Here is a 22,959-nt window from a genome sequence, read left to right on the forward strand (position 1 = left end):
CAGCGCCGCAACCGCAAAAGGACGAAAGGAGAAAGCCAATGCCTTGACCAAAACCTGACCGCAGGAACATAAAAAGGCGGGTCACTTCTCAGTGAAAATCCCGGGTCAGTTCCAAACGGAAATCAACACCGCGCTGCTGAAGTACTCAAGGATTTCGCGCCAAGCGGAATCCTCGGCAGCACTTCCACGATGGCATTCATCAACGACGATCAAATCAAAAAAGTCTCGCGAAACCGATCGGAAAATCTTTTCCGACTCATCCGGCCCCGTCAAAGCCTGATAGAGGGCAAGGTGAACCTCATAGGCGGGATCAATCCTACGGTTTTTCACTTTGGTCATGACCGTGCCGAATGGCTTGAAGTCATTGACAAGCGTCTGGTCCACAAGGATGTTTCGATCAGCCAGGAAGAGGATGCGCTTGGCTTCTCCCGCTTTCCAGAGCCGCCATATAATCTGAAATGTCGTGTAGGTTTTGCCCGTGCCGGTCGCCATCACGAGCAGGACCCGTTTCCGGCCTTTCGCAATGGCTTCGACAGTTCGATTGATAGCCTCTACTTGATAATAGCGAGGCTCTTTGCCATCGGAATCAATGTGGTATGGCTGTTCGACGAGTGCGGTCTCCTGATCCTCAATCTTATAGAATGTTTTGTATCGACCCCACAGCTCCGCAGGCGACGGAAACTGATCGAGGGGGTGCTCAGTTTCAATGTCCTGACCAGGCGCTGCGGCCTTGTTGTGTGACGCGAAGCCGTCACCGTTTGAGCTGAAAGCGCATGGCACCTGCAGAATCTCCGCATACCCGAGGGCTTGCTGCAGACCGTGTGCGATTGAAAAATTGTTGTCCTTGGCCTCGACTACCGCCACAGGCAACGATGGTTTCCAGGAGAGAACGTAATCAGCGAATTTCTTCTTCTTTTTGTTCCTAGAGGACATGTTTCCACGGACGATGACCGGCCCAGGCGTCAACGTCACTTCTCGCCGGATTTGCGTGACGGGGTCCCATTTCGCTGCCTTTATGGCAGGCGTAATAAAAAGGTCACAGATGTCGGACTCGCTTAGCTTAAGCTTGTCTTTCTTGTCCACGCGGGCACACCCTAAAAATAGCGTCAGAAATTTTACTGCAATTTCGAATCACGGAAGTCACCTAACATCAGCGTAACAGCGTGATATGCGAGGCTTCAACTGCACCGTAAAAAGACACCGATGGTCAGGCGCACCGAATCGCGGAGATCGGTTCGATAATTTTGCGGAGACGGTCCTCTCGAAGGAAGCTCAGGCGTTGGTTGATAGGGCGAACGCCATGCCCATCACGAACCCGAAAATGCGAGCAGCTCGGACGTAATCTTTCAACACGGAATTTTACCCAACCAAAATTTTGGTCAAAGGTGTGCTCAAATTCCGCAATCCCTATACCCCATGCGGAACAAAAAAAGAACTTGCGAGACGGAACAAATCGCGTACATTTAAGCCATACAAGTTCATTGCATCTTCGCCGCCAGGCGTGCCAAAAGGATAGAGCCCATGTCGCAAGCGAATCTCCGCCTCGTGGAAGGAACCTCCGTGGACAAGACCAAGGCTCTCGACGCCGCCCTGGCCCAGATTGAACGCGCCTTTGGCAAGGGTTCGATCATGCGGCTTGGCAAAAACCAGCCCGCGACCGAAATCGAAACCATTTCCACCGGTTCTCTTGGCCTCGATATCGCCCTCGGAGTCGGCGGCTTGCCGAGGGGCCGCATCGTCGAAATCTACGGGCCGGAATCCTCGGGAAAAACGACACTCGCGCTGCACACAATCGCCGAGGCGCAGAAAAGCGGCGGCGTCTGCGCCTTCGTCGACGCGGAACATGCGCTCGATCCGGTTTATGCCCGCAAGCTTGGCGTCCATCTCGACGATCTGCTGATTTCCCAGCCCGATACCGGCGAACAGGCGCTGGAGATCACGGACACGCTGGTCCGCTCCGGCTCCGTTGATGTTCTTGTCATTGATTCCGTCGCGGCTCTGGTGCCGCGCGCCGAAATCGAAGGCGAAATGGGCGAAGTCCAGCCTGGCTTGCAGGCTCGCTTGATGAGCCAGGCCCTGCGCAAGCTCACGGCCTCGATCTCCAAATCGAAGACCATGGTGATCTTCATCAACCAGATCCGCATGAAAATCGGCGTGATGTACGGCTCGCCGGAAACCACCACAGGCGGCAATGCGCTGAAATTCTACGCCTCGGTGCGGCTCGACATCCGCCGCATCGGCGCGATCAAGGACCGTGAGGAAGTCACCGGCAACCAAACCCGCGTCAAGGTCGTCAAGAACAAGGTGGCGCCGCCTTTCAAACAGGTCGAGTTCGACATCATGTATGGCGAAGGCGTCTCGAAATTCGGCGAATTGGTCGATCTCGGCGTGAAAGCCGGCGTGGTCGAGAAATCCGGCGCATGGTTCTCCTTCGACAGCCAGCGCCTCGGCCAGGGCCGCGAAAACGCCAAGAGCTTCCTGAAAGCCAATCCCGAAACCGCGGCGCGTATCGAACAGACCATCCGGGAAAACGCCGGCCTGATCGCCGAGCGCATTCTCGAAAATATCGACCCCACCACTGAAGACAGCGACTCCTGACGCCGGCCTCACGTCCGCTTCGTCCCCAACAAGTGGTGAGCGGCAAAATATCGCGGACGGACCGCCTCGCCGCCGTCCTCCGCTCATGTCCGCGCGCTCGCCGGTTTAAGGATTATATGCCGACTACACTCGACAGGCCCTTGACCTATCTATAGATAAGGCCGCCCGCCCCACAGCAGGACTGCGCGTGATTTCGGGGGCGCGAGCGAGGCCAAGCGGAGAGTCGAGAGCATCCATGAGCGGCGTCAACGAAATCCGGTCCACTTTTCTCGATTATTTCGCCAAGAACGGTCATACCGCCGTCGAATCTTCTTCCTTGGTCCCGCGCAACGATCCGACATTGATGTTTACCAATGCCGGAATGGTACCGTTCAAAAATCTCTTCACGGGCGCCGAAAAGCGGGATTACACCCGCGCCGCCTCCGCACAGAAATGCGTCCGCGCCGGCGGCAAGCACAATGATCTCGACAACGTCGGCTATACCGCGCGACACCACACTTTTTTCGAAATGCTCGGAAATTTTTCCTTCGGCGATTATTTCAAGGAGCAGGCGATCGTCCTGGCCTGGAACCTGATCATCAAGGAATTCGGCCTTCCGAAGGATCGGTTGCTCGTGACTGTCTATCACGACGACGACGAAGCTTTCGGCCTCTGGAAAAAAATTGCCGGCTTCTCCGACGACCGCATCATCCGCATCGCATCGAGCGACAACTTCTGGTCGATGGGCGAAACCGGCCCCTGCGGCCCTTGCTCCGAGATCTTCTACGATCAGGGCGAATCTCTTCGCGGAGGCCCGCCCGGCAGCCCGGATGAGGACGGCGACCGCTTCCTGGAGTTCTGGAACCTCGTTTTCATGCAATTCGAGCAGGTCGCGCCGGGCCAGCGGATTCCGTTGCCACGGCCGTCGATCGACACCGGCATGGGCCTTGAGCGCATCGCCGCCCTGATGCAGGGCGTCCATTCCAATTTCGAGATCGACCTGTTCCGCGCCCTCATCCGCGCCGTTGCGGACGCCACCGGCGTCGAACCGGACGGTCCGATGCAGGCCAGTCACCGCATCATCGCCGATCATTTGCGCGCGTCGGCTTTCCTGGTCGCGGACGGCGTGCTGCCCGCCAACGAAGGCCGAGGCTATGTCCTGCGCCGCATCATGCGCCGCGCCATGCGCCACGCCCAGATGCTCGGCGCGCGCGACCCGCTGATGTGGCGTCTCGTTCCCGCCCTGGTGCGGGAAATGGGCGCCGCCTATCCGGAATTGACCCGCGCCCAAGCGCTTATCGAGGAGACCCTCAAGCTTGAGGAAACTCGTTTTCGCACCACGCTGGCGCGCGGCCTCGCGATACTCGACGAGGAAACGCGCGACCTCATCGAGGGCCAGAGCCTGTCCGGCGATGTCGCCTTCAAGCTTTATGACACCTATGGCTTCCCGCTCGATCTGACGCAGGAGGCCCTGCGCGCCCGCAAGATCGGCGTGGACAAGACCGCTTTCGACGCCGCCATGGAGCGCCAGCGCGCCGAAGCGCGCAAGGCCTGGACAGGCTCCGGCGACGCTGCGACTGAAACCGTCTGGTTCGGGATCAAGGACAAGGTCGGAGCCACCGACTTCCTCGGCTATGAGACCGAATCCGCCGAGGGCGTCGTCGTCGCCCTGGTGCGCGACGGCGTCGAACAGGAAGTGCTTAAGACCGGCGAAAAAGGCCTCGTCATCCTCAACCAGACGCCGTTCTACGCGGAGTCCGGCGGCCAGGTCGGCGATACAGGCGTCCTTCACGCCGGCGAGACCCGGCTTCGGGTCGAAAACACCATCAAGAAGGTCGGCGATCTTTTCATTCACGAAGTCGTCGTGGAGCGTGGCGAGGTCAAGCGCGACATGGCGCTCCAGCTTGATGTCGATCATGAGCGCCGGAGCGCGATTCGCGCCAATCATTCCGCAACCCATCTCTTGCATGAGGCGCTGCGCGAAGTGCTTGGCGACCATGTCGCGCAAAAGGGCTCCCTCGTCGCAGCCGACCGCCTGCGCTTCGATTTCGCCCATCCGAAGCCTGTGACCGATCAGGAGCTGGCGGAAGTCGAGGATATCGCCAATCGCGTTATTTTGGAGAATGCCGCCGTCTCGACGCGCCTGATGGAGGTCGATCAAGCGATCGAATCCGGCGCGAAAGCCCTTTTTGGCGAAAAATATGGCGACGAGGTCCGGGTCGTCGCCATGGGCGGCGGCGCGCGCCGCGCCTTCTCGGTCGAGCTTTGTGGCGGTGTCCATGTCTCCCGCACGGGCGATATCGGCCTGGTGTCGATCGTCGGCCGCAGCGCGGTCGCCGCTGGCGTCCAGCGCATCGAGGCCAAGACTGCGGCCTCCGCGCGCCGTCACCTGAACACCGAAGCGCGGGTCCTTCGCGACTTGTCCGGTTTGTTGCGCGCACCGGTCGAAGACGCGGCCGACCGCCTCGCCGCGCTGCTTGAAGAACGCAAGAAACTCGAGCGGGAACTGACCGAGGCGCGCAAAAAGCTCGCCATGGGCGGGGGCGGAGGAAACGCTGAAGAGCCGGTGCGTCAGGTCGCCGGCGTCAAGCTCTTCGCCCGCGCCATTTCCGGCGTCGAGATGAAAGATCTGAAATCGCTCGCGGACGAAGCGAAGCAGTCGATCGGCTCCGGCATCGTGGCCATCGTCGGCGTCGCCGAAGACGGCCGCGCAGGCGTCGTCGTCGCAGTGACGCCGGATCTGACGGCGAAATTCAACGCGGTCGACTTCGTGCGCCTCGCGTCGGAAAAACTTGGCGGCAAGGGCGGCGGCGGCCGCCCCGACATGGCGCAGGCGGGCGGCCCCGACGGCGCCGCTGCGGATCAGGCGCTCGCGGCTATCGCCGATCTGCTGGAACAGCGCGCCGCGTCCTGAACAGCGCCAGCTCCGGCCAGCCTGCCTGGCTCAGCGATGTTCGCGGCGATGAAGGAACGCCAGCCGTTCGAACATGTGGATGTCCTGCTCGTTCTTGAGCAGGGCGCCATGGAGCGGCGGGATCAATTTCGACGCGTCGCTTTCGCGCAATTGTTCCGGCGTGATGTCCTCGCTGAGCAGCAGCTTCAGCCAGTCCAGCAATTCCGAGGTCGAGGGCTTTTTCTTGAGGCCGGGAACCTCGCGCATCTGGAAGAACAGCCTCAGCGCCTCTTCGATCAGGCTTTTCTTCAAGTCCGGGAAATGGGCTGCGATGATCGCCTCCATCGTCGGCTTGTCCGGAAACTTGATGTAGTGGAAAAAACAGCGGCGCAGGAAAGCGTCGGGCAATTCCTTTTCGTTGTTCGATGTGATGATGACGAGCGGCCGCTTTTTTGCCCGGATAGTCTCGCCTGTCTCGTAAACGTGGAACTCCATCCGATCGAGCTCCAGCAGCAGATCATTGGGAAATTCGATATCGGCCTTGTCGATTTCGTCGATCAGCAGCACCAGAGGTTCATCCGCGACGAATGCCTCCCAGAGCTTGCCGCGCTTGATGTAGTTACCGATCTCGCTGACGCGGGGGTCACCCAGCTGTGAATCGCGCAGGCGCGATACGGCGTCATATTCATAAAGACCTTGCTGCGCTTTGGTGGTCGATTTGATGTGCCAAGGCAGCAAACGCGCGAACGAAGCCCTCGCAACCTCTTCGGCGAGGACGGTCTTTCCCGTCCCCGGCTCGCCCTTCACAAGCAGCGGGCGCTCGAGGGTCACGGCGGCGTTCACCGCGACCTGGAGATCCTTGGTCGCGACATAGGTTTTCGAACCAGTGAAACGCATGCTTGTTCCGGGCCTTTCTTTGGCGAGCGCGCAAAACGGCGTATTTCTCGCAATGTGGCGCCGCAACAGGCAAGGGGCAAGCGTCGGACGACGGATCTCGCGAATCGAATATGGCGGCTTTGCGAGGGGAGGCGGAACGTCTTCGCAGCGCTGTGTAAAGCCATATTGCGCCGCAAAATCCTACCTTAGTCGGAAGTCGTTTGTTTTCTGTTGGTTAGGGAGCGCCCGGAAGCATCCCAAAATGTGACATTTCTACAACTCACGGAATCCGATTGCGCCAAAAAGGCGGAAACGTGGCCGGTGTGGCGGCGCGGACCTTTCTTTCTTTTTTCACCATCGACTATAGTAAAAGCCTCGGATGTCCCGTGTTGAATTATTGCGGCCAAGGCTGAATAGGCGCCACGGGACCGAAGTAAAGAGTTTGTTAACACTTGAACTGAAGCCCTCGGGAGGGGTATTCAAATGAACATTAAGGCTAAACTTCTCGGCGCCGCGATGGGCGCTCTCGGCCTCTGCGGCCTGAGCTCCGCCGCCCTCGCCGGCTCGACCAACCCGCCCGGCGAGCGCGCCGGTCTCGATCTGGCGACCCCGCTGCCGGAAGGCATCTATTTCGTCAACATCACCGGCGTTGGCAACTGGCGCGACGCGGTGGCGGGTTCGGATTCGAACTTCTCCTATAACGTTCCGATCGTCGCCTGGTCGACCCCCTGGAACATCCTCGGCGGCCACATCCAGCTGCTCGTCGCCGCTCCGGAAATCCTCGCCGGCGAAAACTTTCGCGATCCGCTCGCCATCGGCGGCCGCAGCACCTTCTACGCCCAGACCATCTACAACCCCTTCATCGCCGGCCAGATCGCCTGGAACTTCGGCAACGGGTTTAGCGCTTCGCTGTTGTCGGGCGCCTATATCGGCATTTCCAACGCCGGCACCTTCGACAACGCCTTCAATCACACCACCTTCCACGAGCAGTTGGCCTTGGCCTATCATGGCGGCGGCTGGAATGCGACCGCCAACCTGATGCTCGGCTTCCTGACCGACCAGGGTTCTTGCTCCGCTTTCGGCATTGTCGCGAGCTGCCAGAACAACAACTATTTCAACTATGACCTCGGCCTGACCCACACCTTCGGCAAGTGGGAAGTCGGTATGGTGGGCTACGGCTCGTTCGACTTCGGCGGCTATGGCGCTGGCTTCAATAACTCCGGCATCTACCACCAGGCCTATGCCAACCAGTCCCAGTTCGCTCTCGGCGGCCTGATCGGCTACAACTTCGGCCCGGTGATCACCCAGTTCATCGTCTCGACCGACGTTTACACCCAGAACTACAACAACAAGCAGACCCAGTTCCTGGCTCACGTCATCGTCCCGCTGTGGAACCCGGAAGCCCCGAAGGCCGTCGTCGCCAAGTACTGATCTCCTGATCAGTCTGGCCGATCTTCGGAACGGAACGACAATCGCCGACGATGGTTCGCCATCGTCGGCTTTTTTTATGCAGCGCCCGCGCGCATAATTCCTTTTCCGGGCGCGCAGCTTTCCCCTGCCCCGTTCATCCTGTAGCTTCCATTCGCAGGCTCCGGTTCGACGCCCGCAAACGCGGCGAACGGGCCTATGAAAAATTCTGGATTTCCGGAAGGCCCGGGGCTCATGCTGATCAATTTTTTCGCCGCCCTGCGTGAAGCGCAGATCCCCGTGTCGCTGCGCGAATATCTGACCTTGTGCGAGGCGCTCTCCGTCGATCTGGCCGACAAATCGGTCGAGGAATTTTATTTCCTCGCGCGCGCCTGCCTCGTGAAGGACGAGCGCAATCTGGACAAGTTCGACCGGGTGTTCGGCCAGACCTTCAAGGGTCTTGAGTCCGGCGTCGATCTTGCCGAAAAGGCTGCAATTCCGGAAGAATGGCTGAAGAAGCTAGCGGAGAAATTCCTCACCGACGAGGAGAAGAAGCAGATCGAGGCGCTCGGCTGGGACAAGCTGATGGAGACGCTGAAAAAGCGTCTCGAAGAACAGAAAGAGCGTCATCAGGGCGGCGGCAAATGGATCGGCACGGCCGGAACCTCGCCCTTCGGCGCCTATGGCTATAATCCCGAAGGCGTGCGCATCGGCCAGGACGGCAATCGCAATTTTCGCGCAGTCAAGGTCTGGGACAAGCGCGAATTCAAGGATCTCGACGGCGATGAGGAACTGGGGCCACGCAATATCAAGATCGCCCTGCGCCGACTGAGGAAACTGGCCCGCACCGGCGCCGCCGAGGAACTGGACCTCGAAGGCACGATCGGCGCGACGGCGCGGCAAGGCTTTCTCGACGTGAAATTGCGGCCCGAGCGACGCAATGCGGTCAAGGTGCTGCTGCTGCTCGATATCGGCGGCTCAATGGATTGGCATATCCAGCAGGTCGAAGGCCTTTTCGCCGCCGCCCGCAGCGAATTCAAGCATCTCGAACATTTCTACTTCCACAACTGCCTTTACGAAGGAGTCTGGAAGAACAACCAGCGCCGCCATTCGGAAAGAATGGCGACCTGGGACCTGCTCCACACTTTTCCGCATGATTACAAGCTGATCCTGGTGGGCGACGCCGCGATGAGCCCCTATGAGATCATGACGGAAGGCGGATCGGTCGAGCATTATAACGCGGAAGCCGGCAAGGTCTGGCTCGAACGCGCGCTGCAATGCTGGCCTCATACGGTCTGGCTCAACCCCACGCCCCACGAGCATTGGCGCTATACCCAATCGATCGGGATGATCGAGCGCATCATGGAAAACCGCATGTTCCCCCTCACCCTCGAAGGAATCGAGGGCGCGATGAAGGAATTGACGCGGTAGAACGGCGCGGTAATCCCGCGCCGCATAGGATATCAGCGCGTTCCGGTCACTGCTTGCCGTCGTTTGCTGACGCCGGTTTCGGCGCGGAATCCGTCCCCGTCTCCGGCTTGGGCTGCGACGCGTCGTCCGGCGTGGCGGATTCGGGCTTCGCGGGCTCAGGGGCCTGGGGTGCCGCAGGCTGGACTGCAGGCGCTGCAGGCTGACTCGGAGACGCCGCCGGCTCGACAGCAGGCGGGACCGAAGGCGCCGCAGGCTGGATCGCAGGCGCATCGACTTTCGCTGGAGCCGGCTCGGCAGCGGGCGCAGGCTCGACTTTCGGCGTCGCGCCAGCGGGCTCGCCGCCATCTAGCCTGATCACGGGAGAGGGCGGGGACGCCGGCGCAGACTCGGGCGCGGAGGCGGGCTCGGCCTTCGGCGGCGGCGCTGCGGGCTTCGGCATTTCGACGCCCGACGCCTTCAACACGGCGGCGGCCTGGATATATTCGATGAAATTCTTCGGGCAGATTTCGACGGCTTTGCGCACGAAGGCCAGGCCTTCGTCCTTGACGTTTTTGGCGAGACGCTCGGCGCCGATATAAAACTGCGCCTCGCATTGATCGCCGGGCGTTTTCGCCGCCGCGAGCGTGCTCTGGAGGTCGAGAGCGCCAAGATCATATTGCGCAACGGGCCAGGGCCAGGCGCCCTGCGTGAATTTCGCCGAATAGCGCTGCAATTCCGCTTTGCCTTCCGCTCCGCCCTTGGCCAGAAACAGCCAGAGACCCGGATAGGCGTTCTTCGGATCGATCTTCAGGGCCTGCCTGAATTCCTCGACCGCCCTGGCCTTGTCGCCCTTAACGTAAAAAGCGACGCCGCGATTGAAATGGGCGAAGGCGTTATTTGGCGAGAGTTCGATCGCGCGCGCATAATCGGCAAGCGCTGCGTCAAATTGGCCCTTGGCGAGATAGGCGCCGCCACGTGCGATAAAGACCGAGGCGCCATTGCCGCTCAGTTTGATCGCCTTGTCGTAATCCGCGAGAGCCTTGTCCGCCTCGCCCCTGGCCAGCAAGACATTGCCGCGATCGGAAAAGAGCGCCGCATTGTTCCCGCCGAGTTCGACCGCCTTGTCGTAATCGGCCAGCGCCCGGTCACCGTCTCCCTTGTCCTGATGGATCATGCCACGGGCCTGAAACGCGACGGCGTTCTTGGCGTCGAGTTGAATCGCCTTGTCGCAATCCGCGAGCGCCTTGTCCTGCTCGCCGAGTTTTTTCAGCGCGAAACAGCGGTTGGAATAGGCCCAGGCGATTTCCTGTCCCTTCCATTTGCCCGAATCGATCAGCTTGCCGCAGGCCTCGACCCGCGCCTTGGCGTCGACTCTGCCGTCGGAATTGGCGCAGGCGTCTGCTTCCGGCGATTTCGGCGCCGCCTTGAGCGACGGCAGCACGCGCGGCGTTACGAATTGATGGAGGGGATCCGACTGAAAATTAGGGCCGCCGCTCTCCGGAGCCTCGCTTTGCTGCGCGAATGCCGGCCCGGCAAGGGCCAGAGCGCCTGCCGCGGCCAGAAGCAAATCCGCAAATTTCATTTTTCCCTCCCGCAAAGCCCGGCGCGACGCCGATTCGAGGCGCCCCGCGCAGAAGCGTTAGCTTATAGCCCAACGGCGAAAAAGCCGAAAATGCGTTGCGGAAGCGTGAGCGCTCCCCTCCCTTGGGACGATCCCCTTTTGGCCCATAACAGGCGGCCGCGCAGCCGGTATTTCCAGTCTGTCAAATAGCCGTGCTAACTTGGCCTTATGCGCCGCCTCATCCTCTTCCGCCATTCCGAAGCCGTCCATTCCTCCAGATTTCGCGACCATGAAAGGCCGCTGACCGATGCTGGCCGCAAGGACGCCGCCCATGCAGGCGCGCGTCTGGCGGAGCTAAATCTGCCGGTCGACCTCGTCCTGCTGTCTGATTCCCAGCGCACGCAGGAAACCTGGGAAATCGCCGGAACGCATTTGGAGGACGCGACGGAGAACCGCCTCGAAAAGCGCCTCTATGAAGCCGAGCGCCGCGACCTGATGGATCTGGCGCGCGCGCAACCGGACTCGGTCAAATGCTTAATCCTTGTCGGGCATAATCCCTCCATCGCGGAATTTGCCGCGCATTTTGCCGGAAGCGGCGAACGCGAGGCTCTCAAGCGTCTCGCCAAGGGCTTCCCGCCCAGCGGCATCGCCATTTTCGACATCGAAGATGCGGAATGGCGGAAACTACGCTGGGGCGACGGAAGCCTGACCCATTTCCTGACCTGACGGCGTCGAAAAGCCTCCACTTCACCGTAAACTTTTTATGAATTATTATTTTAAAATATTTAGTTACCATGTTTTTTTCAACGTTCGCGCGAGCGCTATCGCGCGCGACTTGAGCCAAACCATGCAATCCATTGTTCTGACGTTATTTTCGGACCTGACGCATCGCTGCGCCAAGAAATCGACGCGCCCCGGCTACCGCCCCGCCCTTTCGTGATTAAATAATCGGCAAGGGTTCAGCTCGAATCCGCGCCGGAGCTTGCCTTGTCCGCCCTGACCGATCTTTTCAGCGAAGCGCGCAACACCGCCGCCAGTCTCGCGGATGTCTTTTCCCGCGGGCGCGGGATGCGGCTGGGAGTCACCGGGCTGTCGCGGGCCGGCAAAACCGTGTTCATCACCGCCCTCGCTCAACAACTCACCACTCTCGCCCACGCCGCCGCCGAGGGCCGCAAGAACCCGCTGCCCGTGTTCCGCCTCGCCGCCGAGGGGCGGTTGTTTTCCGGGCGGCTGGAGCCCCAGCCCGACGATCATATCGCGCGCTTCGCTTTCGAGGATCATGTCGCGGCCCTGACCGGCTCGGAGCCTTCCGGCGCCGACCGGCAATGGCCTCAATCGACCCGGCAGATCTCGGAACTGCGGCTGACGCTGGATTTCGAACGCCGCGAGGGCTTTCGGACCGGCCCGTCGCAATTCACCATCGACATTGTCGATTATCCGGGTGAATGGCTGCTCGACCTGCCGCTGCTGGAAAAATCCTATCGCGATTGGTCGCGCGAGACATTCGAGACCAGCGCGGCCGCCGCGCGCGCGCCGCTCGCCGCCGAATGGCGCGGCTTTTCCGCCAGCCTCGACCCGGCCGGACCGGAGGACGAATTTTCCGCCCGGCGCGCGTCCGAATTATTCACCGACTATCTTCGCGCCGCGCGCTCCGACGCCTATGCCTTGTCCACGCTCCCGCCGGGGCGCTTCCTGATGCCGGGCGACCTCGAAGGCTCCCCGGCGCTGACCTTCGCGCCGCTGCCGCTGGTTGAAGGAGCCGAAATCGCCTCGGGCACGCTGGCGGCGATGATGCAGCGGCGTTACGAGGCCTATAAGAGCCATGTCGTGAAGCCGTTCTTCCGCGATCATTTCTCGCGGCTGGACCGCCAGATCGTGCTGGTGGACGCCCTCGCCGCGCTCAATTCCGGGCCAGCCGCCCTGCGCGACCTGCAACATGCGCTCAATGACGTGCTCGCCGCCTTCCGCGTCGGGCGCGGCAATTCGCTGACGCGGCTGTTCCGGCCCAAGATCGACAAAATTCTGGTCGCTGCGACCAAGGCCGATCATCTGCACCACCTCAGCCACGACCGGCTGGAGGCCATCTTGCGGCAATTGACGGCGCGCGCCATTTCCCGCTCGGAATTTTCCGGCGCAAAGGTGGACGTCATCGCGCTCGCCGCCGTCCGGGCGACCCGGGAGGCCGCCGTGCGGCGGGGGCGCGAGACCATCGACGCCATCGTCGGCGTGCCGCTCGCCGGGGAAACCCTCGACGGCCAGACCTTCGACGGCGTCGCCGAGGCGGCGATCTTTCCCGGCCAGCTGCCGGTCGATCCGCGCGAGGCCTTTCGCGGCGACGCCCTGGCGCTGGCAGAGGGCGACGCCGATTACCGCTTCCTGCGTTTCCGCCCGCCCGTTCCCTCCTTCGGGCCGGATGGCGAACCCCTGCCGGCGCCCCATATCAGGCTGGATCGCGCCTGCCAGTTCCTGTTTGGAGACCGGCTGTCATGAGTGACGAGCCCAAATCGCGTCCCCGCGCCTTCCGCCTCGACGAGCTTGCCCCCGGCCAGAAGCGCGATTTCCTGCTGGAGGAAAGGCCCGATGCGTTTGAGGCGGAAGCGGCGCTGCTGGTCGGCGACGCCGCCGAACGGGCGGCGGAAGAGGCGCAGGCGCGCGGCTTCCTGCGCCGCGCGGCCTTTAGCTGGGGCGGGCTGCTGCTATCCTCGCTCGGCGGGCTTGCGGCCTTTTCCTTCGGGCTATGGCTGGACCAGCTGGTCGAATCCCTGTTCGCGCGGTCGGCAACGCTTGGCGCGCTTGGCCTCGGCCTTGCCGGTCTCGCCATTCTGGCCATTCTCGCGCTGATCAGCCGCGAAATGCTCGCCATCTTCCGCCAGCGCAAGATCGCGCTGCTTCACAAGGCGCTGGCGCTGGCCCATGAAACAGACGACCGCGAATTGGCGAGGGAAAAGATTGGCGAACTCGCGGCGCTTTATGAGAGCCGGCCGGAAACGTCAGGCGCCCGCCTGCATCTCGGAGAGCTGCGCAAGGACATCGTGGACGCCCGCGACCTGATCGACATCGCCGAACGGCGACTGATGCCGGCGCTCGATTCGGCCGCACAGCGCGAGATCGCCTCGACCGCCAAACGCGTCTCGCTGGTCGCCGCGATCAGTCCGCGCGCCGCGATCGACATGATTTTCGTCGCCGCCATGGCGCTGCGCCTGATCCGGCGCATCTCCGAAATCTACGGCGGACGCCCTGGAATGCTGGGAGCGTGGCGGCTGGCGCGCGCCGTGGGCTCGCATCTCGCCATCACAGGCGGCATGGCTTTGGGCGACGGGCTCGCGCAGCAGATCATCGGCCACGGATTGGCGGCGAAAATCTCGGCGCGTCTCGGCGAAGGCGTGCTGAATGGCACGTTGACGGCCCGCATCGGCCTCTCGGCCATGTCGGTCTGCCGCCCCATGCCCTTCCTGTCGGAAAAACAGCCCGGCCTGCGCGACGTCGCGCCCTTCCTGTTCAGCGACGCCGGAAAAAGCGGGTCCGCCGTTTCCGAACGTCAGCCCTGACGGTCGGGCGTCTGGACGACGAGGCCGTCCAGCGCCTCTGTGATCGTGATCTGGCAGGACAGGCGGGAGTTGGGGAGCGGGTCCACCGCAAAGTCCAGCATGTCGGTTTCCATCGGGCTGGCCGCCGGCAATTTGTCGAACCATTCCGGCGCGACATAGACATGGCAGGTGGCGCAGGCGCAGGCTCCGCCACATTCGCCGAGGATTTCATCGATGCCGATCTTGACGGCTGTTTCCATCACCGTCATGCCCGGTTCCGCCTCAGCCTCGCGCCTCTCGCCGGTGGAGCTGACATAGACGACCTTGACCATAGAACAATTCCCGAATCTGGCGCTCGCGCGCCGCGTGCTGCGCCCTTCTAATGAGGATCGCCCTGCTTTGCCACCTTTGAGGACGACAAAATTCCGCGCCGCCGGCCATTAATTCGCCGGTTTTACGCGCCTCTTGCGCCGACGGTTCACTCGAACTCCCCCGAGTTCGGCGGGTTGAGGGTCAGAAAAGCGGCGCCGACCGTCTCCGGGGCATAGCCGCTGGCCGCCGCAAAATCCAGCAGGCTTCGCTCGTCGCCGGCGAGAAAGGTCAGGACGCCGCCCAGAAAGCCGGGCTCGCCCGCCGCCGCGCGCAAATGGCCAAGATCAAGCCCGGACAGGGCGAGAAAGCGCGATAGCCGCTCCGGGTCGCCGGCAATATGGCTCAGACCGGCGATGGCGATCTTTTCCGCCTCGTCGCGGTCAATTTTTCGGGGGACAGGAGGACGCAAAACCAAACGAGACCTTTCATTCGTTCGATACCCTCAATACGTTCGGCGTAAATTTTCCATTCGTCAATTTATGTCGCTTAAACATGTAAGAATCGGCCGAGAAAATCGCGTCCGAGGCCTGGCGAGGTGAAATGAAAAAAACGGTCCTCATCGTCGAAGACAATGAGCTGAACATGAAGCTCTTCAACGACCTGTTGGAGGCGCATGGCTATACGACGGTGCAGACCAAGAGCGGCGTCGAGGCGGTCGGCCTCGCGCGCAGCCATCGCCCGAACCTGATCCTCATGGATATCCAGCTGCCGGAGGTATCCGGCCTTCAGGTCACGCAATGGCTCAAGGACGACCCGGACCTGGCCCATATCCCGGTGGTGGCCATCACCGCCTTCGCCATGAAGGGCGACGAGGAAAAAATTCGGCAGGGCGGCTGCGAGGCCTATTTGTCGAAACCGATCTCGGTCGTGAAATTTTTGGAAACGGTTCGGAATTATATTGGCGACAATTGACCGCGGCGCTTGACGAAGCGCAGTGAAAGGACCGGCCCATGACGGCCCGCGTATTGGTGGTTGACGATCTCCTGCCCAATCTCAAGCTGCTGGAAGCGCGGCTGACAGCGGAATATTTCGACGTCGTCACCGCTACCAACGGGCCTGACGCGCTGAAGATCTGCGAGCGCGGCGAATGCGACATCGTCCTGCTCGACGTGATGATGCCGGGCATGGACGGCTTTGAAGTCTGCCGCAAGCTCAAGGCTAATCCGGCGACGCTGCATCTGCCGGTCGTGATGGTCACGGCGCTCGACCAGACGGCGGACCGCGTGCGCGGCCTCGAAGCCGGCGCCGATGACTTCCTGACCAAGCCGATCGACGAAATCGCCCTGATCGCCCGCGTCCGCTCGCTGTCGCGGCTGAAATTCGTGGTCGACGAATTGCGGACGCGCGCGGCGACCTCCGCCAATCTCGGCGTCACGGACGCCACACGCCACACGCTCGACGACGGTCTGGGCGGGCGAATCCTGCTGGTGGACGACCGGCCCAATTCCGCGCAGCGGATCTGCGCCGCCCTGCGCGGCCCCTATGAGGTCGATGTCAATATCGACGCCCATGAATCGCTGTTTCGCGCCACCGAGCAGGATTATCAGGTCGTGATCGTCAGCCTCGGCCTCGCCCGGTTCGACGGCCTGCGCCTGTGCAGCCAGCTGCGCTCGGTCGACCGCACCCGTCACACGCCGCTGCTGATGCTGGCCGATCTCGAAGACCGCCAGCGCATCCTGCGCGGCCTCGATCTCGGCGTGAACGATTATCTCATCCGTCCCGTCGACAAGAACGAAATCCTCGCCCGCGTGCGGACCCAGGTGCGCCACAAGCGCTATGCCGACAGCCTGCGCTCCAGCCTGCAGGCGGTGATGGAGCTGGCGGTGGTCGATCCCCTCACCGGCCTCAACAACCGGCGCTATCTCGAATCCCATCTTGCCGCGCTGCTGGATCAGGCAGCCCTGCGCGGGCGCTCGGTCTCGGTGATGATCCTCGACGTCGACCATTTCAAGCTTGTCAATGACGGTCACGGCCATGACGTCGGCGACCAAGTGCTTAAAGGCTTCGCCGCGCGCGTAAAGCGCTCGGTGCGCGGCTCCGACCTGATGTGCCGGCTCGGCGGCGAGGAATTCGTCGTCGTGATGCCCGACACCAATCTGGCGACGGCGGAACTTGTGGCCGAGCGCATCCGCTCGTCGGTCGCGGGAACGCCCTTCCCCATCGAAGGCAGCGCGCAATCGATTCCGATCACCGTTTCGATCGGGATCGCCGAATCGCCGGGCGTGGAAATTCCCGCCGCCTTCCTCAAGCGCGCGGATCAGGCGCTCTATCTCTCGAAGAACAGCGGCCGCAACCGCGTCACCGCGGCGGCAGCCTGAGCCGAGCCGCAGAACGCCATACGCGGGACGCTCCACGCCTCTTGCGTCCTATCGTCGCAGGCGTTTGTTTGAGATGGAACGATGACAGAATGCGCTGCGCAATCTGAGAAAAAACTCGGCGGCATCGAGGTCCTCCGGTTCCTGTGCGCTGTCGCGGTCATCATCCACCATTACCGATTTTTTTTCGTCTCCGGGGTTTGGACGCCGCAATCTCACGCGCCAATCGAAGCTTTTCCATTCTATCCGGCGCTGGCGCCGTTCTATTGGAAGGGCCTGGCCGCCGTTCAACTGTTCTGGGCGATCTCCGGTTTTATTTTTTTCTGGAAATATGCCGACGCGATTCACGACAGAGTCGTCGCCACAAGACATTTTTTTGTATTGCGGTTCTCCCGGCTATATCCACTGCACTTCCTGACCCTTGTCATCGTTATCGGCCTGCAGGCGCTGTATTTGCGCGACCACAGCGAGAACTTCATTTATCACGCGAATGATACGCGCGCATTTTTGCTGCAACTCGTCATGGCGTCGAATTGGAACGCCACTTGTGAGAACAGCTTTAATGGACCGATCTGGAGCGTATCGGCTGAAGTGCTGATCTATGGTCTGTTCTTCCTGACGGTCCGACTCTTTCGCCCCGGCGCCGTCTTATGTCTGATGATGGTCATGGCGGCCTTTGTCGTTGTCGCAAGCCCCCTCCGGACCCCACTCCTTAATCTGTCGATCTGCGCGATCTATTTTTTCGGCGGCGGGCTGACATATTTGGGCGTCAAACATGTCCCCACCGCCCATCGCGCTATGACATTCTGGTTCGCGGCGGCGAGCAGCGTGGCGATCGCAGCGGCAATGTTCCCCCAGGGGTTCAGCGATTTTGACGTCCCGCCATATTTGATGATGCTTCTGTCATCCTCTCTAGTTGTTTCCTTTGCTTTGATCGAAGATGTCTTCCCGATCAATTTGACTCGTTTGGCGCGGCTCGGCGATCTGACCTATGGTTCCTACCTCTGGCATTTCCCGCTCCAACTCGCCGTTGTCGTCATCATCGATCGAATCGGTTGGGGCCGCGAAATATTCTTGTCGCCATTGCCGCTCGTGATCTGGATCGGCCTGACTTTCGCGCTCGCGGCCGCGAGCCATCGCTTTCTCGAAATGCCCACGCAAAACGCGATCCGCCGAGCCTTCTCGCCTCGCGTTTTCTCTAAAGCTCCCAGCCTCGCGCAGCCGTGACGATTTCCTTGCGCGAAGAGCCACGTTCGGTCGAATGCCGGTTGCGCGCGACCTGAGCGGCGCATCGGCGTCTCCCGGCGTTTAACGCTGGATTGCGCGACCAATCCGGGCGATGATCGCGCCGCAATGAAATCCGTTCCCTTTCGCATTCGTCAGGTCGAGCGCATCGAGTCCATTCCCGCTTCGGACTGGGACGCCTGCGCCAACCCGCCCGCTTCCGACGCCGAGGCGGGCGAGCGGTTCAACCCCTTCCTGTCCCACGCCTTTCTCGCCGCGCTGGAAACAACCGGCAGCGTCGGCAAGGGCACAGGCTGGCATCCGGCCCATGTGGTGGTCGAGACGCCGGAAGGTCGCCTCGCCGCTTGCGCCCCGGTCTATCTCAAGACCCATTCGATGGGCGAATATGTGTTCGACCACGGCCTCGCCGAGGCTTTCGAGCGTGTCGGCGGGCGCTATTATCCCAAGGCGCAGGTCGCCGTGCCCTTCACCCCCGTTCAGGGCCATCGGCTGCTGGTCGCAGCGGACGCGCCGCCAGGCGCGCGCGAGGCGTTGGCGCTGGGCCTGCGCGCCTTGCGTGAGACGATGGAGCTATCGTCGCTCCACATCACCTTTCCCGATTCCGCCGATCAGGCCTTTCTCGAACATTCGGGTTTCATCCCGCGCAAGGGCCACCAGTTCCATTTTTTCAATCGCGGCTACCAGAGCTTCGACGATTTCCTGGCCGCGCTGTCGTCGCGCAAGCGCAAGGCGATCCGCAAGGAGCGCGCCGAGGTCCAGGCCGCCGGCCTGACCATCGAATGGGTCACGGGCAGCGACCTGACCGAGGCGCATTGGGACGCCTTTTACGCCTTTTACATGGACACCGGCGCGCGCAAATGGGGGCGGCCCTATCTGAAGCGCGCCTTTTTCTCGGCGCTCGGCGCGACGCTTGCCGACCGCGTGCTGCTGGTGGTCGCCCGGCGCGAGGGGCGAATGATCGCCGGCGCGCTCAATCTCATCGGCGACGACGCGCTCTATGGCCGCAATTGGGGCGCGCTGGAGCATCTCCCCTGCCTGCATTTCGAGCTTTGCTACTATCAGGCGATCGAATTCGCCATCGCGCGCGGGCTCAAGCGCGTCGAGGCCGGGGCGCAGGGCGAGCACAAGTTTTCACGCGGCTATGAAGCCGTGGCGACCTGGTCGGCGCATGAATTCGCCGACCCACGCCTCGCCAGTGCGGCGAAAGAGTTTTTCGCCCGAGAGGCGCAGGCGGTGGACGCGATCCTCGCCGATTACGCCGAGAACGCGCCTTTCAAAAAGGAATGAGGCCGGACCTTGACCTGAAACCAAGGCTTGTCTTGACGTGAAACGAAGGCTTGGGCAGGCTCCGGCGACTTCCTCTCGCCGGAGCCGCCCATGTCCGCCGCCTATGACCCCAATAATATTTTCGCGAAAATCCTGCGCGGCGAAATTCCCTGCGAGAAAGTCTATGAGGACGAGGACGCCCTGGCCTTCATGGACGTCATGCCCCGCTCGGACGGCCATGTGCTGGTGATTCCCAAGCTCGGCGCCCGCAATATTTTCGATGTTCCGCCCGAAGTGCTCTCCGCTCTCATCCTGCGCGTGCAGAAGATCGCCCGCGCCGTGAAGGCGGCCACGGGCGCGGAGGGAATCACGCTGCACCAATTCAACGAGCCGGCCGGCGGCCAGAGCGTGTTCCACATCCATTTCCATGTGATGCCGCGTTGGGAAGGCGTCGCGCTGCGCCCGCATGGCGGCAAGATGGCCGATCCCGCCGTGCTAAAGGCCCATGCCGACAAGATTCGTGCGGCCCTCGCGGCCGACGCATCCGAGACCTGAGCCTATCGCGCCCACCACCACACGGAAAAAATGACGACCGCCTCGCCTGCGACGATCGCCGCGAAAACCGAGCGTCGCGTCGCGAAAAAAGCCGCCGCGGCGACGGCAAGCGCGCCGCCGCGCGCCCAGACGGGCGCAACGGAGAGTTCGCGCGAAGGCAGCAGAACGATCTTCACCACGACGCCAACCAGCAGGACGGTCGCCACGCTGCGCACGAACAGAAAAAGCTCGGAATCCTCATCGATTCGCCGTGCGACCACCACCGCCAGCGCGCGCCATATCTCGCTCGGCAGGAAGCCGAACAGGATCAGCGCGAGATAGGGCGCAAGGGTCGGATCGGCGGAGAAAAGGCTCATGACTCCCGCCGCGCCAGATAGCCGGCGAACCAGGCTCCGCCGCCGCCGACCAAGGCCAGCGCCGGCAGGTCGAAGCCGCCGCCAACGAAGGTCACCATGACGGGCGCCAGGACAGCGCCGAAAAGCATGGCCAGCCAATCGGCGCCGGAACGCGCCGAGCGCGCGGTGGTGGCGAGGAAATAGATCGGCGAGAGCATCATCATTCCCGCCCCGAGCGGCGCCGGCAGCGAGCCCATCAGCCAATAGCCCAGCGCCGTCGAAAGCGCCGTCAGCGCCATACAAGTCGCGGCGAGGCCGAAAAAGAACGGCAGCCGCGCCGGTCGCTCGATGTCCGGCAGGCGGCGCAGGGACTCCGCCCAGACCGTGACCGCGATGAAATGAGAGGCGGCGAGCAGCACGGAAAGCGGCGTTCGCTTTTCCCGCAGCATGGGCAGGACGGAGAGGCACATCGGCAACAGGCGCACGGAGGACAGGCTGACCGCGAGCGCGATGGCGGGCGGCGCCGTCTTGGCGATGACCGCCCCGAAAAACAGCAATTGGCCAGGCCCGGCCCAGACCAGAATGGTGGAAAGCACCGCCGCGCCGACGGGAAAGCCGGCCGCCCGCGCCAGCGAACCGACGCCCATCAACGAGATCGAGACATAAAAGGCCGGCCCCGTCAGCGCCTGGCGGACGCCCTCAAGAAACCAGCGCCACGACCAATCAAAGCCGGGCGCCTCTGCCATGTCCGCATCGCTCACAAGGCGAGTCTCACATTTCCGCCAGCAGCTCCAGCCGCGGCACGTCGAGCAGGCGGACGCCGTCCGGCACGATGACGATGGCTTTTTCGCGCGCCAGGCGGGTCATCATGCGGCTGACGGTTTCGACGGTGAGGCCGAGGAAATCGCCGATGTCGAGGCGCGTCATGGGCAAGGGCACATGGACCGAAGAGCCATGAATGCGCGCATAGCGGTTGCGCATGCCGATCAGGAAGGACGCGATCTTCTCCTCGGCCGTGCGGCGGCCAAGCACCACCATCTGGTCCTGGGCGAGGGTCAATTCGCGCGAGGCCATGTTCATGACAGCGCGCATCAGGCGCGGCTTCCTGTCGATCAGGTCCGAAAAGCCGTGACGCGAAAACTGGCAGATCTTGACCGGCGTCAGCGCGTCGGCCGTGTACATGTGGGTCGGTTGCATCGCCAGACCGAGGAAATCGCCCGGCAGCGTGAAGCCGACCACCTGGCGCCGCCCGTCCGGAAGCAGCTTGGAGAGGCGCAGGGCGCCCGAGGTCAGGTTGGACACGAAAGGCGCGTCGCGACCCTGTTCGAACAGCGTCGCCTTGGCCGGGTAAGACGCCGTGCGGCCGATACGTTCGAGCTGATCGAACTCGTCCGGTTCGAGCGCGTCGCAGATGCTCAAGCCCTTGATCTCGCAATCATGGCATTCGAGCGCCAGGCCGGGCGCCTTTTGCGCACAGGCCATCGTCCGCGGGCTGGCCTCGAGACGTCCGAAAACAGTGTCGAACAGGGCCTTCTCGGCCAGGCTATCCAAAATATATATCCTTCCGGCCCGCTTGGCCGCCGCAATCATGCCGAATTTTATCCCGGACAATAGCACGCTCGCCGAACAGGACAAATGTTTTGATCCGCATCAAGGACAGGCGCAAAACACCCCGTCCCCTATTATGCCGGCTCCCCCTAACCGATTGGGAAAGCACGATTCGCATGGCGTCGCCCATTGCTGGACTCCGCCTTGCCCCGGCGCCTCGCTTCGCCTATTCCTTCGTCTTAACTGGCGCTGCAAAAAGGCGGAATGTCGGAAGGGAACATGAGCGAATCCTCTGACCACGGGCGCCGTTTCGAACGGATCAATTTTCTGGCGGCGACCACGCCCGAGGCGGAGCACGCCCGGGCGCGCCTGGTCGGCCGCTATGGTGATGTCCATTCCGACGAGGCCGACGTCGTGGTCGCGCTGGGTGGCGACGGCCTGATGCTGCAGACGCTGCACAAGTTCATGGGCCGGAACATTCCGATCTATGGCATGAACCGTGGCTCGGTCGGCTTCCTGATGAACGAGTTCCGCGAAACCGGCCTGCGCAAGCGGCTGCAGGCGGCGCATAGTTCGACCGTCCACCCGCTGCGCATGGACGCTGAAAACCGCGCCGGCGAAACCGCCACGGCCCATGCGATCAACGAAGTGTCGCTGCTGCGCCAGAGCGCGCAGGCGGCGAAGCTGCGCGTCTATATCGATGGCCATGTCCGGCTGGAGGAACTCGTGTCCGACGGCGTGCTCGTCGCCACGCCCGCCGGTTCGACCGCGTATAATCTTTCCGCCAATGGCCCGATCCTGCCGCTCGATGCGCCGCTGATGGCGCTGACTCCGATTTCCGCCTTCCGGCCCCGGCGCTGGCGCGGCGCCTTGCTGTCCAATAATGCGGAAGTGACGATCGAGGTATTGGAGGCGGACAAGCGTCCCGTCGCCGCCGTGGCCGATCATTACGAATTCCGCGACGTTGCGCGGGTCCGTGTGGCGACGGATCATTCGGTCGGGCTGGAACTGTTGCACGATCCCGGCCATTCCATGGAAGAGCGCATCCTGCGCGAGCAATTCAGGCCCTGAC

General features: G+C 62.3%; 21 protein-coding genes. 13 read left to right on the top strand and 8 right to left on the bottom strand.

Going from position 1 to position 22,959, the window contains the following annotated elements; translation table 11 throughout:
- Positions 1–105 precede the first annotated feature (105 nt).
- Positions 106–1,083, bottom strand: coding sequence for a DEAD/DEAH box helicase family protein (locus tag QZ409_RS18555; RefSeq protein ID WP_296714289.1), 978 nt, complete (start codon positions 1,081–1,083; stop codon positions 106–108).
- Between the two features lie 438 nt (positions 1,084–1,521).
- On the opposite strand from QZ409_RS18555, the gene recA reads away from it, so the two are divergent.
- Together recA and alaS are read left to right on the top strand one after the other, a co-directional pair.
- Positions 1,522–2,598 carry a recombinase RecA gene (gene recA / locus QZ409_RS18560; RefSeq protein ID WP_296714291.1) on the top strand — a complete coding sequence of 359 codons (1,077 nt, stop codon included), beginning with the start codon at positions 1,522–1,524 and terminating at the stop codon, positions 2,596–2,598.
- Between the two features lie 235 nt (positions 2,599–2,833).
- Positions 2,834–5,491, top strand: coding sequence for an alanine--tRNA ligase (gene alaS, locus QZ409_RS18565; RefSeq protein WP_296714294.1), 2,658 nt, complete (start codon positions 2,834–2,836; stop codon positions 5,489–5,491).
- A 30-nt stretch (positions 5,492–5,521) separates the two neighbouring features.
- Here the strand turns inward: alaS and QZ409_RS18570 are convergent, their stop codons facing one another.
- Positions 5,522–6,367 carry a MoxR family ATPase gene (locus QZ409_RS18570; protein ID WP_296714295.1) on the bottom strand — a complete coding sequence of 282 codons (846 nt, stop codon included), beginning with the start codon at positions 6,365–6,367 and terminating at the stop codon, positions 5,522–5,524.
- A gap of 462 nt (positions 6,368–6,829) precedes the next feature.
- Between QZ409_RS18570 and QZ409_RS18575 the strand changes: the two genes are divergently transcribed.
- On the top strand, positions 6,830–7,777 hold the full coding sequence (locus tag QZ409_RS18575; protein ID WP_296714297.1) for a transporter: 948 nt from the start codon (positions 6,830–6,832) through the stop codon (positions 7,775–7,777).
- Between the two features lie 231 nt (positions 7,778–8,008).
- Positions 8,009–9,184, top strand: coding sequence for a VWA domain-containing protein (locus tag QZ409_RS18580; protein WP_296714299.1), 1,176 nt, complete (start codon positions 8,009–8,011; stop codon positions 9,182–9,184).
- A gap of 46 nt (positions 9,185–9,230) precedes the next feature.
- Here QZ409_RS18580 and QZ409_RS18585 read toward each other — a convergent pair whose 3' ends face one another.
- On the bottom strand, positions 9,231–10,745 hold the full coding sequence (locus QZ409_RS18585; RefSeq protein WP_296714300.1) for a tetratricopeptide repeat protein: 1,515 nt from the start codon (positions 10,743–10,745) through the stop codon (positions 9,231–9,233).
- 207 nt (positions 10,746–10,952) lie between these two features.
- On the opposite strand from QZ409_RS18585, the gene QZ409_RS18590 reads away from it, so the two are divergent.
- The 3 genes from QZ409_RS18590 to QZ409_RS18600 all read left to right on the top strand — a co-directional run bounded on the left by QZ409_RS18590 (position 10,953) and on the right by QZ409_RS18600 (position 14,272).
- Positions 10,953–11,450, top strand: a complete 498-nt coding sequence (locus tag QZ409_RS18590) for a histidine phosphatase family protein (RefSeq protein ID WP_296714301.1) — start codon at positions 10,953–10,955, stop codon at positions 11,448–11,450.
- A 261-nt stretch (positions 11,451–11,711) separates the two neighbouring features.
- A complete protein-coding gene (locus tag QZ409_RS18595) occupies positions 11,712–13,214 on the top strand; it encodes a YcjX family protein (RefSeq protein ID WP_296714303.1) in 1,503 nt (500 codons plus the stop codon).
- Positions 13,211–14,272, top strand: coding sequence for a TIGR01620 family protein (locus tag QZ409_RS18600; protein ID WP_296714304.1), 1,062 nt, complete (start codon positions 13,211–13,213; stop codon positions 14,270–14,272). The genes QZ409_RS18595 and QZ409_RS18600 overlap by 4 nt, the downstream gene beginning before the upstream one ends.
- Here the strand turns inward: QZ409_RS18600 and QZ409_RS18605 are convergent.
- Together QZ409_RS18605 and QZ409_RS18610 are read right to left on the bottom strand one after the other, a co-directional pair.
- On the bottom strand, positions 14,263–14,583 hold the full coding sequence (locus tag QZ409_RS18605) for a 2Fe-2S iron-sulfur cluster-binding protein (protein ID WP_296714306.1): 321 nt from the start codon (positions 14,581–14,583) through the stop codon (positions 14,263–14,265). The genes QZ409_RS18600 and QZ409_RS18605 overlap by 10 nt on opposite strands.
- A gap of 146 nt (positions 14,584–14,729) precedes the next feature.
- Positions 14,730–15,038 (bottom strand): DUF3572 domain-containing protein, encoded by a 309-nt coding sequence (locus tag QZ409_RS18610; protein ID WP_296714308.1) that lies wholly within the window; start codon positions 15,036–15,038, stop codon positions 14,730–14,732.
- A 125-nt stretch (positions 15,039–15,163) separates the two neighbouring features.
- Between QZ409_RS18610 and QZ409_RS18615 the strand changes: the two genes are divergently transcribed.
- The 5 genes from QZ409_RS18615 to QZ409_RS18635 all read left to right on the top strand — a co-directional run bounded on the left by QZ409_RS18615 (position 15,164) and on the right by QZ409_RS18635 (position 20,004).
- The gene (locus tag QZ409_RS18615) at positions 15,164–15,535 is read left to right on the top strand and encodes a response regulator (RefSeq protein ID WP_296714310.1); all 372 of its coding nucleotides are present in this window, start codon (positions 15,164–15,166) and stop codon (positions 15,533–15,535) included.
- 38 nt (positions 15,536–15,573) lie between these two features.
- On the top strand, positions 15,574–16,941 hold the full coding sequence (locus QZ409_RS18620; RefSeq protein WP_296714311.1) for a PleD family two-component system response regulator: 1,368 nt from the start codon (positions 15,574–15,576) through the stop codon (positions 16,939–16,941).
- A gap of 81 nt (positions 16,942–17,022) precedes the next feature.
- On the top strand, positions 17,023–18,165 hold the full coding sequence (locus tag QZ409_RS18625; protein ID WP_296714314.1) for an acyltransferase: 1,143 nt from the start codon (positions 17,023–17,025) through the stop codon (positions 18,163–18,165).
- 126 nt (positions 18,166–18,291) lie between these two features.
- Positions 18,292–19,470 (top strand): GNAT family N-acetyltransferase, encoded by a 1,179-nt coding sequence (locus QZ409_RS18630; RefSeq protein ID WP_296714316.1) that lies wholly within the window; start codon positions 18,292–18,294, stop codon positions 19,468–19,470.
- Between the two features lie 90 nt (positions 19,471–19,560).
- Entirely contained in the window at positions 19,561–20,004 is a 444-nt protein-coding gene (locus QZ409_RS18635) for an HIT family protein (protein WP_296714317.1), read from the top strand.
- A gap of 2 nt (positions 20,005–20,006) precedes the next feature.
- Here the strand turns inward: QZ409_RS18635 and QZ409_RS18640 are convergent, their stop codons facing one another.
- Genes QZ409_RS18640 through QZ409_RS18650 form a run of 3 tightly spaced genes read right to left on the bottom strand, consistent with a single transcriptional unit; the run spans position 20,007 to position 21,890 of the window.
- Positions 20,007–20,360: an AzlD domain-containing protein gene (locus QZ409_RS18640; protein ID WP_296714319.1), complete on the bottom strand. Its 354-nt coding sequence runs from the start codon at positions 20,358–20,360 to the stop codon at positions 20,007–20,009.
- Positions 20,357–21,085: an AzlC family ABC transporter permease gene (locus QZ409_RS18645; protein ID WP_296714320.1), complete on the bottom strand. Its 729-nt coding sequence runs from the start codon at positions 21,083–21,085 to the stop codon at positions 20,357–20,359. The genes QZ409_RS18640 and QZ409_RS18645 overlap by 4 nt, the downstream gene beginning before the upstream one ends.
- A gap of 25 nt (positions 21,086–21,110) precedes the next feature.
- Positions 21,111–21,890 carry a helix-turn-helix domain-containing protein gene (locus tag QZ409_RS18650; protein ID WP_296714322.1) on the bottom strand — a complete coding sequence of 260 codons (780 nt, stop codon included), beginning with the start codon at positions 21,888–21,890 and terminating at the stop codon, positions 21,111–21,113.
- A gap of 276 nt (positions 21,891–22,166) precedes the next feature.
- On the opposite strand from QZ409_RS18650, the gene QZ409_RS18655 reads away from it, so the two are divergent.
- Positions 22,167–22,958 carry an NAD kinase gene (locus QZ409_RS18655; protein WP_296714324.1) on the top strand — a complete coding sequence of 264 codons (792 nt, stop codon included), beginning with the start codon at positions 22,167–22,169 and terminating at the stop codon, positions 22,956–22,958.
- Position 22,959 lies beyond the last annotated feature (1 nt).

The organism is Rhodoblastus sp. (assembly GCF_019449565.1).
In the GTDB taxonomy this organism is placed as follows: Bacteria; Pseudomonadota; Alphaproteobacteria; order Rhizobiales; family Beijerinckiaceae; genus Rhodoblastus.

What these genes read in the sequence shown, in the direction of transcription:
- recA (WP_296714291.1), top strand. Translation starts at nt 1,522, where the DNA reads ATGTCGCAAGCGAATCTCCGCCTCGTGGAAGGAACCTCCGTGGACAAG.
- alaS (WP_296714294.1), top strand. Translation starts at nt 2,834, where the DNA reads ATGAGCGGCGTCAACGAAATCCGGTCCACTTTTCTCGATTATTTCGCC.
- QZ409_RS18570 (WP_296714295.1), bottom strand. Translation starts at nt 6,367, where the DNA reads ATGCGTTTCACTGGTTCGAAAACCTATGTCGCGACCAAGGATCTCCAG.
- QZ409_RS18575 (WP_296714297.1), top strand. Translation starts at nt 6,830, where the DNA reads ATGAACATTAAGGCTAAACTTCTCGGCGCCGCGATGGGCGCTCTCGGC.
- QZ409_RS18580 (WP_296714299.1), top strand. Translation starts at nt 8,009, where the DNA reads ATGCTGATCAATTTTTTCGCCGCCCTGCGTGAAGCGCAGATCCCCGTG.
- QZ409_RS18585 (WP_296714300.1), bottom strand. Translation starts at nt 10,745, where the DNA reads ATGAAATTTGCGGATTTGCTTCTGGCCGCGGCAGGCGCTCTGGCCCTT.
- QZ409_RS18590 (WP_296714301.1), top strand. Translation starts at nt 10,953, where the DNA reads ATGCGCCGCCTCATCCTCTTCCGCCATTCCGAAGCCGTCCATTCCTCC.
- QZ409_RS18600 (WP_296714304.1), top strand. Translation starts at nt 13,211, where the DNA reads ATGAGTGACGAGCCCAAATCGCGTCCCCGCGCCTTCCGCCTCGACGAG.
- QZ409_RS18605 (WP_296714306.1), bottom strand. Translation starts at nt 14,583, where the DNA reads ATGGTCAAGGTCGTCTATGTCAGCTCCACCGGCGAGAGGCGCGAGGCT.
- QZ409_RS18615 (WP_296714310.1), top strand. Translation starts at nt 15,164, where the DNA reads ATGAAAAAAACGGTCCTCATCGTCGAAGACAATGAGCTGAACATGAAG.
- QZ409_RS18620 (WP_296714311.1), top strand. Translation starts at nt 15,574, where the DNA reads ATGACGGCCCGCGTATTGGTGGTTGACGATCTCCTGCCCAATCTCAAG.
- QZ409_RS18625 (WP_296714314.1), top strand. Translation starts at nt 17,023, where the DNA reads ATGACAGAATGCGCTGCGCAATCTGAGAAAAAACTCGGCGGCATCGAG.
- QZ409_RS18630 (WP_296714316.1), top strand. Translation starts at nt 18,292, where the DNA reads ATGAAATCCGTTCCCTTTCGCATTCGTCAGGTCGAGCGCATCGAGTCC.
- QZ409_RS18635 (WP_296714317.1), top strand. Translation starts at nt 19,561, where the DNA reads ATGTCCGCCGCCTATGACCCCAATAATATTTTCGCGAAAATCCTGCGC.
- QZ409_RS18640 (WP_296714319.1), bottom strand. Translation starts at nt 20,360, where the DNA reads ATGAGCCTTTTCTCCGCCGATCCGACCCTTGCGCCCTATCTCGCGCTG.
- QZ409_RS18645 (WP_296714320.1), bottom strand. Translation starts at nt 21,085, where the DNA reads ATGGCAGAGGCGCCCGGCTTTGATTGGTCGTGGCGCTGGTTTCTTGAG.
- QZ409_RS18655 (WP_296714324.1), top strand. Translation starts at nt 22,167, where the DNA reads ATGAGCGAATCCTCTGACCACGGGCGCCGTTTCGAACGGATCAATTTT.